This window comes from Kaustia mangrovi, from assembly GCF_015482775.1.
Classification (GTDB): Bacteria; Pseudomonadota; Alphaproteobacteria; order Rhizobiales; family Im1; genus Kaustia; species Kaustia mangrovi.
The window spans coordinates 4,257,853-4,273,517 of the sequence record NZ_CP058214.1 but is presented as its reverse complement, the minus strand read 5'-3'; the positions used below and the strand labels follow the sequence as shown (position 1 = coordinate 4,273,517).

The 15,665-nt window shown below is 65.6% G+C and carries 13 protein-coding genes and 2 tRNA genes; 1 reads left to right on the top strand and 14 read right to left on the bottom strand.

All coding sequences use genetic code 11. The features are described from left to right. Positions 1 to 2: 2 nt before the first annotated feature. The 9 genes from nuoH to HW532_RS20150 all read right to left on the bottom strand — a co-directional run bounded on the left by nuoH (position 3) and on the right by HW532_RS20150 (position 8,869). Positions 3 to 1,052 (bottom strand): NADH-quinone oxidoreductase subunit NuoH, encoded by a 1,050-nt coding sequence (nuoH, locus tag HW532_RS20190; protein ID WP_213162175.1) that lies wholly within the window; start codon positions 1,050 to 1,052, stop codon positions 3 to 5. An 11-nt stretch (positions 1,053 to 1,063) separates the two neighbouring features. Beyond that, entirely contained in the window at positions 1,064 to 3,160 is a 2,097-nt protein-coding gene (gene nuoG / locus HW532_RS20185) for an NADH-quinone oxidoreductase subunit NuoG (RefSeq protein ID WP_213162174.1), read from the bottom strand. Between the two features lie 74 nt (positions 3,161 to 3,234). After that, positions 3,235 to 4,533, bottom strand: coding sequence for an NADH-quinone oxidoreductase subunit NuoF (nuoF, locus tag HW532_RS20180; protein WP_213162173.1), 1,299 nt, complete (start codon positions 4,531 to 4,533; stop codon positions 3,235 to 3,237). Between the two features lie 11 nt (positions 4,534 to 4,544). Further along, on the bottom strand, positions 4,545 to 5,603 hold the full coding sequence (nuoE, locus tag HW532_RS20175; protein ID WP_213162172.1) for an NADH-quinone oxidoreductase subunit NuoE: 1,059 nt from the start codon (positions 5,601 to 5,603) through the stop codon (positions 4,545 to 4,547). 28 nt (positions 5,604 to 5,631) lie between these two features. Further along, positions 5,632 to 6,822, bottom strand: a complete 1,191-nt coding sequence (locus HW532_RS20170) for an NADH-quinone oxidoreductase subunit D (protein ID WP_213162171.1) — start codon at positions 6,820 to 6,822, stop codon at positions 5,632 to 5,634. 3 nt (positions 6,823 to 6,825) lie between these two features. Next, positions 6,826 to 7,257: a GFA family protein gene (locus tag HW532_RS20165; protein ID WP_213162170.1), complete on the bottom strand. Its 432-nt coding sequence runs from the start codon at positions 7,255 to 7,257 to the stop codon at positions 6,826 to 6,828. 19 nt (positions 7,258 to 7,276) lie between these two features. Continuing rightward, complete coding sequence (locus tag HW532_RS20160; protein WP_213162169.1) at positions 7,277 to 7,888, bottom strand: NADH-quinone oxidoreductase subunit C; 612 nt, start codon at positions 7,886 to 7,888, stop codon at positions 7,277 to 7,279. Between the two features lie 73 nt (positions 7,889 to 7,961). Next, positions 7,962 to 8,513: a NuoB/complex I 20 kDa subunit family protein gene (locus tag HW532_RS20155; protein ID WP_246479331.1), complete on the bottom strand. Its 552-nt coding sequence runs from the start codon at positions 8,511 to 8,513 to the stop codon at positions 7,962 to 7,964. Further along, complete coding sequence (locus HW532_RS20150) at positions 8,504 to 8,869, bottom strand: NADH-quinone oxidoreductase subunit A (RefSeq protein ID WP_213162167.1); 366 nt, start codon at positions 8,867 to 8,869, stop codon at positions 8,504 to 8,506. Before HW532_RS20150 ends, HW532_RS20155 begins: the two co-directional genes overlap by 10 nt. 426 nt (positions 8,870 to 9,295) lie before the next feature. On the opposite strand from HW532_RS20150, the gene HW532_RS20145 reads away from it, so the two are divergent. Then, positions 9,296 to 10,288, top strand: coding sequence for a hypothetical protein (locus HW532_RS20145; protein WP_213162166.1), 993 nt, complete (start codon positions 9,296 to 9,298; stop codon positions 10,286 to 10,288). A 102-nt stretch (positions 10,289 to 10,390) separates the two neighbouring features. On the opposite strand, the gene HW532_RS20140 is transcribed toward HW532_RS20145, so the two are convergent. The 5 genes from HW532_RS20140 to clpX form a co-directional block, all read right to left on the bottom strand. After that, positions 10,391 to 10,467 (bottom strand) — tRNA-Asp (locus tag HW532_RS20140). Positions 10,468 to 10,605: 138 nt separating this feature from the next. Next, a tRNA-Val gene (locus HW532_RS20135) sits at positions 10,606 to 10,682 on the bottom strand. A 215-nt stretch (positions 10,683 to 10,897) separates the two neighbouring features. Further along, positions 10,898 to 11,173, bottom strand: a complete 276-nt coding sequence (locus HW532_RS20130) for an HU family DNA-binding protein (protein ID WP_213162165.1) — start codon at positions 11,171 to 11,173, stop codon at positions 10,898 to 10,900. A gap of 263 nt (positions 11,174 to 11,436) precedes the next feature. Beyond that, positions 11,437 to 13,875 (bottom strand): endopeptidase La, encoded by a 2,439-nt coding sequence (lon, locus tag HW532_RS20125; RefSeq protein ID WP_246479330.1) that lies wholly within the window; start codon positions 13,873 to 13,875, stop codon positions 11,437 to 11,439. Between the two features lie 375 nt (positions 13,876 to 14,250). Continuing rightward, a complete protein-coding gene (clpX, locus tag HW532_RS20120; RefSeq protein WP_213162164.1) occupies positions 14,251 to 15,516 on the bottom strand; it encodes an ATP-dependent Clp protease ATP-binding subunit ClpX in 1,266 nt (421 codons plus the stop codon). Between the last annotated feature and the right edge of the window lie 149 nt (positions 15,517 to 15,665).

Below are 15,665 nucleotides of genomic sequence, written 5' to 3'. Positions count from 1 at the left end.
CATCACGGCGCCCAGTCGAAAGCGGTCAGCACGCCCGCGACGAGCGCCACATAGAACAGCGAGATCGGCAGGAACACCTTCCAGCCCAGCCGCATGAGCTGATCGTAGCGGTAGCGCGGAACGAACGCCTTGACCATGGCGAACAGGAAGAAGAACGCCGTGACCTTCAGCGTGAACCAGATGACCCCCGGCACCCAGGTGAAGGGCGCGAAATCGAAGGGCGGCATCCAGCCCCCGAGGAACAGGATCGTCATGAGCGCGCACATCAGCGTCATGGAGACGTACTCGCCCAGCATGAACAGCAGGAAGGGCGTGGAGGAATATTCCACCATGAAGCCCGCGACGAGCTCCGATTCCGCTTCCGGCAGGTCGAAGGGCGGCCGGTTCGTCTCCGCGAGCGCGGAGATGAAGAACACGACGAACATCGGCAGCAGCGGCAGCCAGTACCAGTTCAGGAACGACAGCCACGGCACGCCGAGCAGGGTGGCGAGCCCCGTCTCCTGCGACCGGACGATCTCGCTCAGGTTCAGCGAGCCGGCGCACAGCAGCGCGGTGATGATGACGAAGCCGATGGAGACCTCGTAGGAGACCATCTGCGCCGCGGAGCGCAGCGCGCCGAGGAAGGGATATTTCGAGTTCGACGCCCAGCCGCCCATGATCACGCCATAGACGCCGAGCGAGGAGATCGCGAAGATGTAGAGGATGCCCACATTGATGTCGGCGATCACCCAGCCGTCGGCCACCGGCACCACCGCCCAGGCCGACAGCGCCAGCACGCAGGTGATGAGCGGGGCGAGGAGATAGACGCCCTTGTTGGCGCCGGCCGGGATCACGACCTCCTTCACCACGAACTTCATCAGATCGGCGAAGGACTGGAGCAGCCCCCAGGGCCCCACGACATTGGGTCCGCGCCGGGCCTGGACGGCCGCCCAGACCTTGCGGTCGGCATAGAGCAGATAGGCGATGAAGACGAGCAGCGTGACCAGCAGCGCAAGGCTCTGCGCCACGATGATCACGACCGGCAGTCCGTAGGTGTAGAAGAAGTCCGCCATTCCGTTGCCCCCTACTCCGCCGCGTCCATCGCCACGTCGCCGCGCCTCAGCGCGCTGCACTCCGCCATGACGGCGGAGGCCCGCGCGATCGGGTTGTTCAGGTAGAAATTCGTCACCGCGTTCTCGAACGGCGCCTTGTCCGGCGTGCCGCCGAGACCTGCGAGCTCGTCGAGCCCGGCCGGGTCGGCCACGGCCACCTCGTCGAGCGCGGCCAGATAGGGCGCGGCCTCGTACATCGCCGCGCGCAGCTCGTCCAGGCTGTCATAGGGCAGCGTCTGGCCGACGGCGCCCGACAGCGCCCTCAGGATCGCCCAGTCCTCGCGGGCGTCGCCCGGCGGGAAGGAGGCGCGGCGGGCAAGCTGCGGCCGGCCTTCGGTGTTCACATAGGTGCCCGACTTCTCCGTATAGGCCGCTCCCGGCAGGATGACGTCGGCGCGGTGCGCGCCGGCATCGCCGTGGGTGCCCTGATAGACGACGAAGGCCTGGCCGAGCGCGGCCATGTCGATCTCGTCGGCACCGAGCAGGAACACGACGTCGATCTCGCCCTTGCCGGCACCCTCGACGATGGCGCGCGTGTCGCGGCCGCCCTCGCCCGGCAGACAGCCGATCTCCAGCCCGCCGACGCGGCCCGCCGCGGTATGCAGCACGCTGAAGCCGTTCCAGTCGCCGCCGACCGCGCCGACATCCTTTGCAAGGCGCGCGGCGGCCGACAGGATCGCCATGCCGTCGCGGCGCGCAAAGGCGCCCTCGCCGACCACGATGAGCGGACGCTCCGCCGTTTTCAGCGTCTCCAGGAACCCGATCTCGCCCCTGGCGAGCGCATCGAGCGTCTCCGGCCCCGCGCCCAGATGCTCGTAGGCGTAGGTGAGGTCCGCCGCCTCGCCGATCACGCCGACCGGCATGGCCGTGGCGCGCCAGCGCTTGCGGATGCGCGAATTGAGGACCGCCGCCTCCGCGCGCGGATTGGAGCCGATCAGCAGGACGGCGTCCGCCTCCTCGATCCCGGCGATGGTCGCATTGAACAGGAAGCCCGCGCGCCCGCCGGCCTCGCCGAGGGCGGAGCCCTCCTGGCGGCAATCGACGCTCTCCACGCCGAGCCGGACCATCAGGTCCTTCAGCGCGAACATCTCCTCCGTCGTGGCGAGGTCGCCGGCCAGCGCGGCCATGCGCTCCGGCGCGGTCTCCTTGACCTTGCCGGCGATGGCGGAAAACGCCTCCTGCCAGCTCGCCGCGCGCAGGCGCCCGTTCTCGCGCACATAGGGGCGGTCGAGGCGCTGGGTGCGAAGCCCGTCCCAGACGAAGCGGCTCTTGTCGGAGATCCACTCCTCGTTCACGTCCTCGTTGACGCGCGGCATGATGCGCATCACCTCGCGGCCGCGGACATCGACGCGGATATTGGAGCCGACGGCGTCCATCGCGTCGATGGACTCCGTCTTCCTGAGCTCCCAGGGCCGCGCCTTGAAGGCATAGGGCCTGGAGGTCAGCGCGCCGACCGGGCACAGGTCGATGACGTTGCCCTGCAGCTCCGAGGTCATGGCGCGCTCGAGATAGGTCGTGATCTCCATGTCCTCGCCGCGGCCGATGGCGCCGAGCTCCTCGACCCCGCCCACCTCGGTGACGAAGCGGATGCAGCGCGTGCAGTGGATGCAGCGCGTCATGATGGTCTTGACCAGCGGGCCGATATACTTGTCCTCGACCGCGCGCTTGTTCTCGTGGAAGCGCGAGCTGTCCACGCCATAGGCCATGGACTGGTCCTGCAGGTCGCATTCCCCGCCCTGGTCGCAGATCGGGCAGTCGAGCGGGTGGTTGATGAGCAGGAACTCCATCACCCCCTCGCGCGCCTTCTTCACCGTCGGCGACTTGGTGAGCACTTCCGGCGGCTGGCCTTCCGGGCCGGGCCTGAGATCGTTGACGGACAGCGCACAGGAGGCCTGCGGCTTCGGCGCGCCCTTCACCTCCACGAGGCACATCCGGCAATTGCCGGCGATGGAGAGCCGCTCGTGATAGCAGAAGCGCGGGATCTCCGCGCCGGCAAGCTCGCATGCCTGCAAGAGCGTGAGCCCGTCCTCGACCTCGATCTCCTTGCCGTCGACCTTGAGCTTCGGCATGTCCGTCTCTTCGTTTTCCTCTCGGCGCTCCCGTCCCTTGCGCCGGCGCAAGGGTCAGGCGGCACCCGTTTGACTTACTCGGCCGCGACCGGCGCCGCCTCGGCGTGGGAGGCCGCATAGTCGTCGATGCGCCGCTCGATCTCGCCGCGGAAATGGCGGATCAACCCCTGGACGGGCCATGCGGCCGCATCGCCCAGCGCGCAGATCGTGTGGCCTTCCACCTGATAGGTGACGTCGAGCAGGTTGTCGATCTCGCTCTTCTCCGCCTGACCCCTGGCCATGCGCTCCAGAACGCGCCACATCCAGCCCGTGCCCTCGCGGCAGGGCGTGCACTGGCCGCAGGATTCGTGCTTGTAGAAATAGGAGATGCGCGAGATCGCCCGCACGATGTCGGTCGACTTGTCCATGACGATCACCGCCGCGGTGCCGAGCCCCGACTTGACCGCCTTCAGCGAGTCGAAGTCCATCGGCAGGTCGCGGCAGGTCTCCGCCGGGATGCACGGCACCGAGGAGCCGCCCGGGATGACGGCGAGCAGGTTGTCCCAGCCGCCGCGCACGCCGCCGGCATGCTTCTCGATCAGCTCGCGGAAGGGGATGCCCATCTCCTCTTCCACATTGCACGGCCGGTTCACATGGCCGGAAATGCAGAACAGCTTGGTGCCGGCGTTGTTCGGCCGGCCGAGCCCCGAAAACCACGAGGCGCCGCGCCTGAGGATGGTCGGCACCACGGCGATCGACTCCACGTTGTTCACCGTGGTCGGCGCGCCGTAGAGGCCGACATTGGCCGGGAACGGCGGCTTCAGCCGCGGCATGCCCTTCTTGCCCTCCAGGCTTTCCAGGAGCGCCGTCTCCTCACCGCAGATATAGGCGCCCGCGCCGTGATGGACATAGAGGTCGAAGTCCCAGCCATGCTTGTTGCCGGGGCCGATCAGCTTGGCCTCGTAGGCCTCGTCGATGGCGCGCTGCAGCGCCTCGCGCTCGCGGATGAACTCGCCGCGGATATAGATGTAGCCCGTATGGGCGCGCATGGAGAAACCGGCGATCAGGCAGCCCTCGATCAGGAGATGGGGATCGTGCCGCATGATCTCCCGGTCCTTGCAGGTGCCGGGCTCCGACTCGTCGGCATTGACCACCAGATAATGCGGCCGCTCGCCGACCTCCTTGGGCATGAAGGACCATTTGAGGCCGGTCGGGAAGCCCGCGCCGCCGCGCCCGCGCAGGCCCGAGCCCTTGACCTGCTCGATCACCCAGTCCTGGCCCTGATCGATGAACTTCTTCGTGCCGTCCCAGGCGCCGCGCGCGGTCGCGCCCTTGAGACCCGGATCGTGCAGCCCGTACAGATTGGTGAAGATGCGGTCCTTGTCGGCGAGCATCGTCTACTCCCTCACGAGCCTTTCTTGGCCTTGCGGCGGGAGAATTCGGTCTCCCCGCCCTTCGCCAGCGTCTCAGCCTGGCCGATCCAGCCCTCGCGGGCGATCCGGCCCTTGAAGCGCAGATAGTCGTCGACCCAGGCGACTTCCTCCTCGCCCCATTTGGCGATCTGGTCGTAGTGGTAGATGCCGAGATCGTTGAGCAATCCCTCGATCTTCGGCCCGACGCCCGAAATGAGCTTCAGATCGTCGGCACCGGCCTTGCGCGGCGCCTTGAGGCCGCGCGGCTTGCGCTGCTTGGCCGCGTCATCGCCGCCGGACGCCGTTTCCGCCGCCTTGGCCGGCGCGGTCTTCGTCGCCTGGGCGGTCTTCGTCGCCGGTTCGGCCTTGGGCGCGGGAGCATCCTTGGCTTCGCCCTCGTCGCCCGCCTTGCCCTTCGACTTCGCCCACAGCCTGGCGTAGTTGCCATTGTAGAGATCGGGCTCGACCAGCGTCTGCGGCCCGCCCTCGGGCGCGGAGTTGATGCGGTCGATCTGGGGGCCCGGCGCCGGGCTCTTGCCGGCCTTGAGGTCGGCGAGGAGCCGCTCGAAGCTCTCCGCGTCGAGATCCTCGTAATAATCCTTGTTGATCTGCACCATGGGCGCGTTCACGCAGGCGCCGAGGCACTCCACCTCGACCCACGAGAAGGTGCCGTCCTCGGTCGGCCGGTTCTGCTCGCCGATCACCTTGCGGCACACCGCCTTCAGGTCGTCGGCGCCGCGCAGCCAGCACGGCGTCGTGCCGCACAGCTGCACATGGTAGCGCCCGACCGGGGCGAGATTGAACATGGTGTAGAAGGTCGCGACCTCGTAGACCCGGATATAGGCCATGGAGAGCATGTCGGCGACGTGGCGGATCGCCGGTTCCGGCAGCCAACCGCCGGCCTGCTCCTGGGCGCGCCAGAGCAGCGAGATCACCGCGGAGGCCTGCCGCCTGTCGGGGTACTTGGCGATCTGCTCCCTCGCCCACGCCTGGTTCTCCGGCGTGAACGCGAAGCTCTCCGGCTGCTCGTCATAGAGGCGGCGGACACTCATGACGCGCCTCCCTGACCTTTCGTCACGATCATCGATCCACCTCGCCGAACACGATATCGAGCGACCCCAGGATCGCGGCGACGTCCGCAAGCATGTGGCCCTCGCACAGGAAGTCCATGGCCTGCAGATGCGCGAAACCCGGCGCGCGAAGCTTGCACCGATAGGGCTTGTTGGTGCCGTCGGAGACCAGATAGACGCCGAACTCGCCCTTGGGCGCCTCCACGGCGGCGTAGACCTCACCCTCCGGCACCCGATAGCCTTCCGTATAGAGCTTGAAGTGGTGGATGAGCGACTCCATGGAGCGCTTCATCTGCGCGCGGCGCGGCGGCACCACCTTGTTGTCCTCCGCCGAGACCGGCCCCTGGCCTTCCGGCGAGGCGAGCTTCTCCAGGCACTGCTTCATGATCTTCACCGACTGGCGCATCTCTTCCATGCGCACCAGATAGCGGTCGTAGCAGTCGCCGTTCTTGCCGACGGGGATGTCGAAATCGAGCTCCGAATAGCACTCATAGGGCTGCGCCCTGCGCAGGTCCCAGGCCGCGCCCGAGCCGCGCACCATGACGCCGGAGAAGCCCCAGGCGAACGCATCCTCCAGCGAGAGCTTGGCGATGTCGACATTGCGCTGCTTGAAGATGCGGTTGTCGGTCAAGAGGCCCTCGATGTCGTCGAGCACCTTGGGATGCGTCTCGCAGAAGGCGAAGATATCGTCGAGCAGCTCCGGCGGCAGGTCGCGCGTCACGCCACCGGGGCGGACATAGGCGGCATGCATGCGCGAGCCGGAGGCGCGCTCGTAGAAGATCATGAGCTTCTCGCGCTCCTCGAACCCCCACAATGGCGGGGTGAGCGCGCCGACATCCATGGCCTGCGTCGTGACGTTCAGGAGATGGGAGAGCAGCCGGCCGATCTCCGAATAGAGCACGCGCACGAGCTGGCCGCGCTTGGGGACCTCCAGCTCCAGGAGCCTCTCGGTGGCCAGCGCGAAGGCGTGCTCCTGGTTCATCGGCGCGACATAGTCGAGCCGGTCGAAATAGGGCACCGCCTGAAGGTAGGTCTTGTGCTCGATCAGCTTCTCGGTGCCGCGATGCAAGAGCCCGATATGCGGATCGACGCGCTTGACGACCTCGCCGTCGAGCTCCAGCACCAGGCGCAGCACGCCATGGGCTGCCGGGTGCTGCGGCCCGAAATTGATGTTGAAATTGCGGATCTGCGCCTCAGCCATGGACTATTCTTCCTGACCGCCGGTGACCATGGCGATCACCTCGGCACCGGTCATCCTGTGGGTGTCGTTGGCGAATGCGTAGTAACCGGGCTTCTCGTCGATGAAGATCTCGCTGGCAAGCTTGAGGTCCTCGCCGACATCCAGCGCATTGACGGAAACGGCATACATCGATCCGTCGTGCATGCGCCAGAACAGCGGTGTGCCGCACGCCTTGCAGAAACACCGCTCCCCCCAGTCGGAGGACCGGTAGACGCCCAGCTCATCGCCCTTGTCGAGGGTGACGCCCTCGCAATGGAGCGCCATGAAGACGCCCGCCGTCCAGTGCCGGCACATGGAACAGTGGCAGACGCCGACATCGCGATCGCCCGCCATGGCCGTGAACGTCACCGCGCCGCACAGGCAGCGGCCGGGAACCGACTTTGCATTGCCGTCCATTGCGCCCTGTCCCTCTTCCTCAGCCCTGGTTCTCTTGGGCCTTCTCGTCGCCCGGGAGGATGTATTCGGTTCCCTCCCAGGGACTGAGATAGTCGAATGTGCGGAATTCCTGCTGCAGCTTGACCGGCTCGTAGACCACGCGGCGCTGCTCGTTGTCGTAGCGCAGCTCCACATAGCCGGTGAGCGGGAAGTCCTTGCGCAACGGGAAGCCCTCGAAGCCGTAATCGGTGAGGATGCGCCGGAGATCGGGGTGGCCGGAGAACAGCACGCCATAGAGGTCGTAGACCTCGCGCTCGTACCAGACCGCCGCCGGGAAGATATCGCAGACGCTCGGCACGGTGACGTCCTCGCCCACCTCGAGCTTCACCCTGATGCGCGCATTCTGATAGGGGCTCAGAAGGTGGTAGACGACGTCGAAGCGCTTCTCGCGCCCCGGATAGTCGACGCCCGAAATGTCGATGAGCACCGCGAAGCGGCAATTGGCGTCGTCGCGCAGGAACTTGAGAACCCGCGCAATGTGTTCGGCCTCCACGGTCACGGTCAGCTCGCCATGGGCCTCGACACGCTTGAGCACCAGATCGCCGAGCTCGGCCTCGGCGTGTTCGCCGATCTCCTGTAAGGTCTCGTCCATTGCCGTCGGTCAGTCCGTTCTCAACAATCCCTGGCGTGAGCGCCCCCTGGAACCGGGGCGCCGGCTCGGTTTCTCAGCGCTCGATCGTGCCGGTGCGGCGGATTTTGCGCTGCAGTTGCAGAATTCCGTAGAGGAGCGCCTCCGCCGTCGGCGGGCAGCCCGGCACGTAGATATCGACGGGAACGACCCGGTCGCAGCCGCGCACAACCGAATAGGAGTAGTGATAGTAGCCGCCGCCATTGGCGCAGGAGCCCATGGAGATGACGTAGCGCGGCTCCGGCATCTGATCGTAGACCCGCCGGAGCGCCGGCGCCATCTTGTTGCACAGCGTGCCGGCCACGATCATCACATCCGACTGGCGCGGCGAGGCGCGCGGGGCGAACCCGAATCGCTCGCAGTCATAGCGCGGCATGGCGACCTGCATCATCTCCACCGCGCAGCAGGCCAGCCCGAATGTCATCCAGTGCAGCGAGCCCGTCCGCGCCCAGTTGATGAGATCGTGCGATGCAGCGACCAGGAAGCCGCGGTCGGCCAGCTCGTTGGAGACGTCGGCGAAGAACTGATCCTGCGTGGCGCCGGGAGCGGTGTCGCCGCCGCCGATGGTCAGCTTTTCCGTCAATCCCATTCCAGCGCTCCTTTCCGCCATTCATAGGCGAAGCCGATGGTCAGCACGCCAAGAAACACCATCATCGACCAGAATCCGAAAGCGCCGATCTCCTTCAGCGAAACGGCCCAGGGGAACAGGAAGGCGACCTCCAGGTCGAAGATGATGAACAGGATCGACACCAGATAGAACCGGATGTCGAACTTCATGCGGGCGTCGTCGAAGGCGTCGAAACCGCACTCATAGGCGGCGACCTTGGCGGGATCCGGATGGCGGATCGCGATGATGAAGGCCGACAGCATGAGGGCGAGGCCGATCACGAGACACAGCCCCATGAAGATCACAATCGGCAGGTATTCTGTCAGAAGCTCAAGCATAGGTGCATTACCGGCTCAGGGCCCGCCACCCGCGGGGTGTTGGCGTCGTCGTAGCGCACCGCACAATGGGGTGCAACCCCTTTGCCGGGACATAACGGCCCGACGGGCTGGAGAACGGCGATATGGCCGCGGCTTCCCTCCTGCCGCATACTGTCGCGCCGCACCCGACGCACTCGCGCGGGGGCGGATCGACATATCGTCTTGTCCCATCCTCACAAATGGGAATGACGTCCCGCCCGATCAAATGACCGCGCACATCGCAGCCCCCTCATCCTTCCCTCATTGTGAGGAAACATACTTATTTTTGCATTTTATATTATTGCAACTATTGCGAACAAAGCGTCATTCCCCTAACGATTGGTGGGGCGCTCGTCGAGCCCGCGAGCGTGCATAGGCAGGGATTTCACCGGAGCGAGGCCATCCCCAATGCCGGACAAGAGCACCAGGCCAACCGCCGTCCACATGGCCTGCCGCCACTACATCGTCGTCTATCAGTACGGGAAGGTCGGCAGCACAGCCATCGTGCAGTCCCTCGACGCGCTGGACGGCGTGACGGCCGTGCAGTCGCACTTTCTCGGTGAGAAGAACCTCCGCCAGATCGTGCCGTTCTTGGTGAGCCCGAAGCAGTCCGCCTATTTCCACGAGCACAAGGTCCAGCAATTTATGAGGAACGCGGCGATCACCCGCGAGGTGAACGCCTTCCGGGCGGAGATGCGTCCGGGCCGGCGCCTGTCCATCATCACGACCTGCCGGAATCCACTGCACTGGTTCCGCTCGAAGCTCTCGCAGGACATCAAGGGCTACCTGCCCTCGCTGGAGGAACTGGCCGCCCAGTGGCGGATCAATGCGGCGGACAGGGACGAGTTGATCCTCGGCACGGTTTCCCGGCTGCTCATCTGCCTGGCCGACCTTCTGGAGGAGGCCGGCGGGATCGATACGGTGCTTGAGAGCCCGCGGCGCTTCGCCAACCTCGCGCCCCGCACCGGATCGCCTGCCTGCGACCGGACCGTGAGAACCTTCTTCGCCACGATGATGATGCCGTTCACCTGGTATGGCGATCATTTCCAGGAGGTTTTCGGGGTCGATCTGGACGCGGCGTCGCTGCGGGACGACACGCTGCTCTCAAGGCAGCTCGGCTGGTGCGACATCTATTTCTTCCGGTACGAGGACATAGAGGTCGCCATGTCGGACATTGCGGAGCGTCTGGGCTTGGCCGGAAAATTCAGGTTGCTCAGGGAAAATGTCAGTTCCGGCAAGGCCCATGCGGCCACGATATCCGCCGCGTTCGAGGGGACCGGCGCCAACTGGCTCGGCATGCTTTTCGCCGATACGCGCCATGCACGCCAGCTCGGCTACGGAGCTGCGCTCGGCGGCCCTTCACAGGACCCCCACCAGCCGCAGACGGCCCCGTCCGACTGACGGACCTTACAGTCACACGCGCCCTGCAGGCAAACAGGATCGGACGTCGAGCCGGCCGGGCATCGACCGGACAGCATCTAGATGGCGAATATCTGAGGAAAATGGCGGGAGTGACGGGACTCGAACCCGCGGCCTCTGGCGTGACAGGCCAGCGCTCTAACCGACTGAGCTACACCCCCATGCCGTATAAAGATGGGCTCTCCGGAGCCCCTCGGCAAGGCGCGTCGTTGTGTATGACACCCCCCTGGCCAAGTCAAGCGAGGATCGCGCGAAAAGCGACACTTGCGGAAAAAGAGTCACGCCCGGCACCGGAGGGCTGGTGGGCGGTGAGAGATTCGAACTCCCGACCCCGTGGATGTAAGCCACGTGCTCTAACCGGCTGAGCTAACCGCCCGCACCCCGCCGGCAGCGCGAATGTCCCCCCGCGCCGGCGCCCCCGTGATTTACGCGCGGCGCGGCGCGAGGGCAAGAGGCGAAGCCGGAGACAGGCGCCCCGAATGCGAAAAACCCTGCCCGGACCCGGCATGCGCCGGATCAGGACAGGGTTTTCCCGATAGATCGGGCTCGAGCCCGCGCCGTCCTGGCGGACGACCGGACCCGGCGTCCCCATCAGCCGTTCACGGCATCCTTGAACGCCTTGCCGGCCTTGAACTTCGGCGCCTTGGAGGCGGGGATCTTGATGGTCTCGCCCGTGCGGGGGTTGCGGCCCTCGCTGGCAGCCCGCTGCGACACGCTGAAGGTGCCGAAACCGACGAGACGGACCTCGTCGCCTTTCTTGAGCGCGTCAATGATCGTATCGAGCGTCGCCTCGACAGCCTCGGCCGCGTCCGCCTTGGTCATGTTGGCGTCGGCAGCCACGCTCGCAATCAGCTCGTTCTTGTTCACGGCTCTGTCCTTTCAATGACTCGCATTGCAACCAAACGGACGCCCATCCGGCGCGACCGTTGGCGCATGCTCATGCCAAAAACCGCAGAAAAGCAAGGGTTTTGAGCCCTCAGGCATTTTCTTCCCGTATATCAATGCGTTATCCGGCGGACAAAAACAAAGCGAGGCCGGCGCATCCACGCAGACCTCGCAGTTTTCTGCGAAAAATCTCGAATCAAGAGGCCGATTCGCGCCCCTCTGACACGGGCCCGCAAGGGGACCGGTCAGTGGGCGATGAGCCCCGGCTGGCTCTCGTCGGCGACAACCGCGGCGCGAGCCGCCTCCTTGGCCTCCTGCTCCTCGTCCCAGTCGATGGGCTCGGGCATGCTGGTCAGCGCATGCCGCAGGACCTCGCCCATCCGCGCGACCGGGATGATTTCCAGCCCGTTCTTCACGTTCTCCGGAATGTCGGCCAGGTCCTTGGCGTTCTCCTCCGGGATCAGCACCGTCTTGATGCCGCCCCTGAGCGCTGCCAGGAGCTTCTCCTTGAGGCCGCCGATCGGCAGGACGCGCCCGCGCAAGGTGATCTCGCCGGTCATGGCCACGTCCTTGCGCACGGGAATGCCGGTCATCACCGAGACGATGGCCGCCACCATGGCGATACCCGCGGACGGCCCGTCCTTGGGCGTTGCCCCCTCCGGCACGTGGACATGGATGTCCTTGCGGTCGAAGACCGGCGGCTTGATGCCGAAATCGGCCGCGCGCGAGCGCACATAGGAGCTTGCCGCGGAGATCGATTCCTTCATCACGTCGCGCAGATTGCCGGTGACGGTCATCTTGCCCTTGCCGGACATCATGAGCGCCTCGACGGTCAAAAGCTCGCCGCCAACCTCCGTCCAGGCAAGCCCCGTGACCACGCCGACCTGGTCCTCGCGCTCCGCCTCGCCGTACCGGAACTTCGGCACGCCGAGATAGTCGGCGAGATTGTCCTTCGTGATCTCGACCTTGTCCGGCTTGGACGTGATGAGCTCCTTGACCACCTTGCGGGCGAGCGTGGAGAGCTCGCGCTCGAGATTCCGGACGCCGGCCTCGCGCGTATACCGCCTGATGACCTCGACCAGAGCCTCGTCGGTGAGCTCGAACTCGCCCTCCTTGAGCCCGTGGGTCTTCACGGACTTGGGCAGCAGGTGGCGCCGCGCGATCTGGACCTTCTCATCCTCGGTGTAACCCGCGATCCGGATGATCTCCATGCGGTCCATCAGGGCGGGCGGAATATTGAGCGTATTCGCCGTGGTGATGAACATCACATTGGAGAGGTCGTACTCGACCTCCAGATAGTGGTCCATGAAGGTGGCGTTCTGCTCTGGATCGAGCACCTCCAGGAGCGCCGACGACGGATCGCCGCGGAAATCCATGCCCATCTTGTCCACCTCGTCGAGGAGGAACAGCGGATTGGCCTTCTTGGCCTTGCGCATGGACTGGATGACCTTGCCCGGCATGGAGCCGATATAGGTCCGCCGGTGGCCGCGGATCTCCGCCTCGTCGCGCACGCCGCCGAGCGACAGGCGCACGAACTCGCGCCCCGTCGCCCTGGCGATGGAACGGCCGAGCGAGGTCTTGCCGACGCCGGGCGGGCCGACGAGGCACAGGATCGGGCCCTTGAGCGTGTTGGTGCGCTGCTGGACGGCCAGATACTCCACGATCCGTTCCTTGACCTTCTCAAGGCCGTAATGGTCGGTGTCGAGAACCGTCTCGGCATAGCCGAGATCCTTCTTCACCCGGCTCTTGGCGCCCCAGGGAATGCCGAGCAGCCAGTCGAGATAGTTGCGCACGACGGTGGCTTCCGCCGACATGGGGCTCATCTGGCGGAGCTTCTTCATCTCCGCCTCGGCCTTCTCGCGGGCCTCCTTCGACAGCTTGGTCTTCTTGATACGTTCCTCGAGCTCGTTGAGCTCGTCGCGCTCGTCGCCGTCGCCGAGCTCCTTCTGAATGGCCTTCATCTGCTCATTCAGATAGTACTCGCGCTGGGTCTTCTCCATCTGGCGCTTGACGCGGCTGCGGATGCGCTTCTCCACCTGAAGGACGGAGATCTCGCCCTCCATCAGGCCGTAGACGCGCTCCAGCCGCTCCGTGACGGAGGCGACCTCGAGCAGGTCCTGCTTGTCGGAGATCTTGACCGCCAGATGCGCGGCCACCGTATCGGCGAGCTTGGAATAGTCGTCGATCTGGGTGACCGTGGAGATCACCTCCGGCGGGACCTTCTTGTTGAGCTTCACATAGGTCTCGAACTGCGCCACCACCGAGCGGGCGAGCGCCTCGGTCTCGCTGACGTCGCCCTCGATGTCGGGGATGATCTCCGCCTCGGCCTCGTGGAAGTCGGTGCGGTCGGTATAGCCGGTGATGCGCGCACGCTCATTGCCTTCCACCAGCACCTTCACGGTGCCGTCGGGCAGCTTGAGAAGCTGCAGCACGGACGCGACGGTCCCGACGGTGAAGATCGCGTCGGGCTCGGGATCGTCGTCGGAGGCGTTCATCTGCGAAACGAGCAGGATGCGCTTGTCCTCGCGCATCACCTCCTCGAGCGCACGGATCGACTTGTCCCGCCCCACGAAGAGCGGAACGATCATATGCGGGAACACCACAATGTCGCGCAGGGGCAGGACGGGAAACCGCTCGGAGCCCTCTCCAGATCCCGACATGGTTATGACATTGCCTTCGCTCATGTCTCGTATCCTTCTTGCTGGCGGGGGTCCGGCCTCCCGGTCTCCGATCCGGTGCCGTCCGGCCCTTCGGACCGAGGCAACACCCTGCCGGCGAGAGCTGGGGCAAACCAGCCAGTCCTCGCCGCCATCCTCATCGGGTTACGGGAATGCTGCATGGCCAGATGATAGGCGAGATTCGCGGCCCGCGCAGCCATTTGTCATCACCCGTTAGGTGGCGACGGGTAAGCTGTTCGTCAAGCCCCGTTTTACCGGCTGAACGGATGGCAGCCGGACCGGCCGCGAAGGCCCCAATCTTGCGAATCGGCAACGCGCCGGCCCGGACATCGCTGTCCGGGCCGGCCACGATTCGGTCGTCGCAAAGGGGCGATAACAGGGTCAAGCGGAGCTTTCGGCCTCGTCGGCGCGCTCGGTATAGATGAGCAGCGGCTTGGCCTCGCACTCCACCACCTCCTTGGAGATCACGGCTTCCTCCACGCCCTCCAGGCTCGGCAGGTCGAACATGGTGTCGAGCAGGATGCCCTCCAGGATGGATCTCAGGCCGCGCGCGCCGGTCTTGCGCTCGATCGCCTTGCGCGCGATCGCCCTCAGCGCCTCGTCGGCGAAGGTGAGCTTCACATCCTCCATCTCGAACAGGCGCTGATACTGTTTGACCAGCGCGTTCTTGGGCTCGACCAGGATCTGCATCAGCGCATCCTCGTCGAGATCCTCCAGCGTGGCGATCACCGGCAGGCGCCCGATGAACTCCGGGATGAGCCCGAAGCTCAGGAGATCCTCCGGCTCGACCCCGCGCAGGATCTCGCCCGTGCGCCGGTCCTCCAGGGACTTCACCTCCGCGGCGAAGCCGATGGACGAGCCCTGCCCGCGCCCGGAGATGATCTTCTCCAGCCCGGCGAAGGCGCCGCCGCAGATGAACAGGATGTTGGTCGTGTCGACCTGCAGGAACTCCTGCTGGGGATGCTTGCGCCCGCCCTGCGGCGGCACGGAGGCGACGGTGCCCTCCATGATCTTCAGGAGCGCCTGCTGCACGCCCTCGCCGGAGACGTCCCGCGTGATCGAGGGATTGTCCGACTTGCGCGAGATCTTGTCGACCTCGTCGATATAGACGATGCCGCGCTGGGCGCGCTCGACATTGTAGTCGGCCGACTGCAGCAGCTTGAGGATGATGTTCTCCACATCCTCGCCCACATAGCCGGCCTCCGTCAGGGTCGTGGCGTCGGCCATGGTGAAGGGCACGTCGAGGATGCGCGCCAGCGTCTGGGCGAGCAGCGTCTTGCCGCAGCCCGTGGGGCCGACGAGCAGGATGTTCGACTTCGCCAGTTCCACATCCGGCGACTTGGTCGCATGGTTGAGGCGCTTGTAGTGATTGTGCACCGCGACGGAGAGCACGCGCTTGGCGTGGCCCTGGCCGATCACGTAGTCGTCGAGCACCTTGCAGATTTCCTGCGGCGAGGGCACGCCGTCGCGCGATTTCACCAGCGACGACTTGTTCTCCTCGCGGATGATGTCCATGCACAGCTCGACGCATTCGTCGCAGATGAATACGGTCGGCCCGGCAATGAGCTTGCGCACCTCGTGCTGGCTCTTGCCGCAGAAGGAGCAATATAGCGTGTTCTTGGAATCGCTCCTGTTACGATCAGTCATTTGATCTCCCTGGCCACTTCGTCAGCCATTCCTTCGCAAGGGAGCGCGGCCCGCGTCACGGGTCGCCACTGTCTGAAAGGAACGCCACGGCGGGCGATATCCACTCGATGCAGACGGGCCGGTGCGCTGCTGTTCCGACCTCCGCGCGT